3 protein-coding genes are annotated in these 2433 nt (G+C 56.1%); 1 reads left to right on the forward strand and 2 read right to left on the reverse strand.

Annotated elements, in window-relative coordinates; all coding sequences use genetic code 11:
* Positions 1 to 40 precede the first annotated feature (40 nt).
* Entirely contained in the window at positions 41 to 1834 is a 1794-nt protein-coding gene (locus P0D80_RS49550) for a pentapeptide repeat-containing protein (protein WP_408295908.1), read from the reverse strand.
* A gap of 72 nt (positions 1835 to 1906) precedes the next feature.
* Positions 1907 to 2140 (reverse strand): hypothetical protein, encoded by a 234-nt coding sequence (locus P0D80_RS49555; protein WP_408295914.1) that lies wholly within the window; start codon positions 2138 to 2140, stop codon positions 1907 to 1909.
* A gap of 52 nt (positions 2141 to 2192) precedes the next feature.
* On the opposite strand from P0D80_RS49555, the gene P0D80_RS49560 reads away from it, so the two are divergent.
* Positions 2193 to 2369, forward strand: coding sequence for a hypothetical protein (locus P0D80_RS49560; protein WP_408295911.1), 177 nt, complete (start codon positions 2193 to 2195; stop codon positions 2367 to 2369).
* The last annotated feature ends 64 nt before the right edge of the window (positions 2370 to 2433 follow it).

Below are 2433 nucleotides of genomic sequence, written 5' to 3' on the forward strand. Positions count from 1 at the left end.
TCGTCGGCCTCACGTCCGGCCACGCCGGGTACCTAGCCATTTATGACCTGCTTACCCACTTCGCAGGCACGACTGCGCGATATATCATCTTAAACCGATCCCATTTCTGCATCTGGTTCCGCAGCGCATAATTGAGGTCGCTGGAAAGTATCGCTGTGCACGTGTAGCTCTTCGCCTTCCCAAGGAGTCGCCCCTTGTAATCCGCTAGGTCGACTTTTGAAAAGCCCTTCACATCGGGATCCAGATCCTCGGCATGATTGAGCATTGCGACCGCCAACACACGCAGCCCTTCCGGCGAATTGCTCCCCGAGCCAAACAATCCGGAACTGCTCGCGTACGTCAATGACGCCGCGTGGGATCTGAGGAAAAAAGCCTTTTCCGTCTTGGTCATGGGACCAAATACTGCCTCAGCCTCCTCAAAAAGCTGCTCCAGGACGTCTTGTGAAAAACGCACCCCCGAAAATGTTTCGGGCAGGACAGCATCATCGACTTCATGCCCCACCAGCGGCAGAACGAAACGCTTCAGATCCGCCTGGATCTTCGCAGTCGTCCAGTTCTGCTTCGTTCCGCTCGCGCTTCCCAGCACGTATTCCATGACATACTTTGGAGGAAGCAGGAACCTCATGAGCTTCTCCTGCAACTGACCCGATAGCCGCGAGATGCTCTTGAGGCGCAGTACGCTGAACTGTGCAAGGTGCGCCTGATTGAACATTGGATAAAACTCCCCGCGCCCATCCAACGGCAGATCATCGGGCTTCCCACTCCAGTTTACCGCAACGCACACATTGCCGAACTCCCCGCCCGGCTCCCACGGCGCCCGCATCGCATTCTTAAAGTCATCCGGGGTCAGCAGGATGCAAACCTCGCTATCCTTGGCAAGCAACGGAAAATAAGACAGCACATTCCCGTACATGACATCAGCGGTTCCTGTCACAAACTGCCTCAGCGAATCGGGAAGGGCATTCAGATAAGCCTGGCGCACCGCCTTTGCTCTGTCCCGCAACTCTTCATGCCGTTCGGCCGCATCCAGTATCTGCAGCACGCTGAGACCGTTCGCTCGAGCCCATACGTATCCCCCGGGTTCTGGTTGCGCCAGCTGTCTTCTAGCCTCGTCAAGCATGGCCCCCAGTCTGTCACTGCTTAGGTACGCCCCACTCAGGTCTACCTCACTGAGTTTCGGGTAAGTCAGATCCATCCCGCTCATATCCATTCCGCGCAGGTCCACCTCGCGTAGGTCCACATCCGTCCCTTGGAGAAAATTCCGTCTCTCAATCGGGATGCGGTGAAGCGCATACAGGTACAGATGGTGATCTGCCCGGTGCCAGACAATTTCCTGCTCCAGAACTGCCCGGAGGTCTTCGAGCGTGCCGCCCTCGATAGCAAAAGACTCGGTGGCCATGTCGGTGTCCACCGTAATGGTGAGGACGCTGCCGTCCGATCCTGTGTCCTCCGACACCTTCAACTCTCCACCATGCTGCAGTCCTACCGAAACAGAACGATTACCCGGGCGCAGATTCCGGAAGTCTCCCAAGATGATTCTCTCATGAAGATCCACTACCGCCTGTCTTACGGCGTCCTGTTTCTGCTGGCTGACGACGCACTTGCAAACGCGCTCGATGAGCAGTCCAATAAAAGCGGTCAACAGGGTGATCGTCGCAGTCACTGTTCCCCTTGAGCACGAAATATCGAAGTCCCCCGCCCGCTTCGCCATGCTGTCTTTGGCGTTGGTCGTGACGTGCCTGAAGACGTCTCTGCTGAGCCTAGGAATGTCCAGTCTCCTCTTTGTGCCCGAGCGGAAGGCTTCGTGCGTGCCGCCCGCGAACGACCGATTCATTGGACTTTTTCCGAAGAAAGCTCTTGCGAACGTTTGCGCCGTCACAACAGGCATAGTATTCCCGTGGAATATTCAATCGGATGAAAGGTATGCCGTCTTTGCACTGAAATCATTGCCAATTTCGCAGAGACTATCGAGAAATTCGGTATCAACGGGTTGCGCGAAGGTGTCCGCGATGACGCAACGCGCGCCAGCACGCCTGTCAGCAACCAACAGACGTGCACGGTGATAGAAGCAGAAGCAGGAACTTCGGGCAAACCCCATCGCGGCTAACAGCTCTAACAACGCATAGGTCTGTTTCAGCACACAAAATTTCTGACAGCTCCCGCCCCTGCTGCCATCCGGCCGACGGCAAGGTTTGCCATTTGTTCTGCCTGACGACTGGACGCCCGAACAGGCGCTCGCTGTGTTCGAGTTGCTCGACGACATGCTCGATGTCATCCGTCAGCATTATGCATGTCAGCTTCACGCGCTACTGTTCGAACAGCGTGCGCCGGACTGTCATACGCCAAAACCCAACGATCCTCCATTCTGACGGCTTCGTCGCACATCACTTCAACTTGACAAAGCGTTCCGCGTGTGCCAGATTGAGCGCTTAC

This window comes from Paraburkholderia sp. RL17-373-BIF-A, assembly GCF_046030175.1.
Classification (GTDB): Bacteria; Pseudomonadota; Gammaproteobacteria; order Burkholderiales; family Burkholderiaceae; genus Paraburkholderia.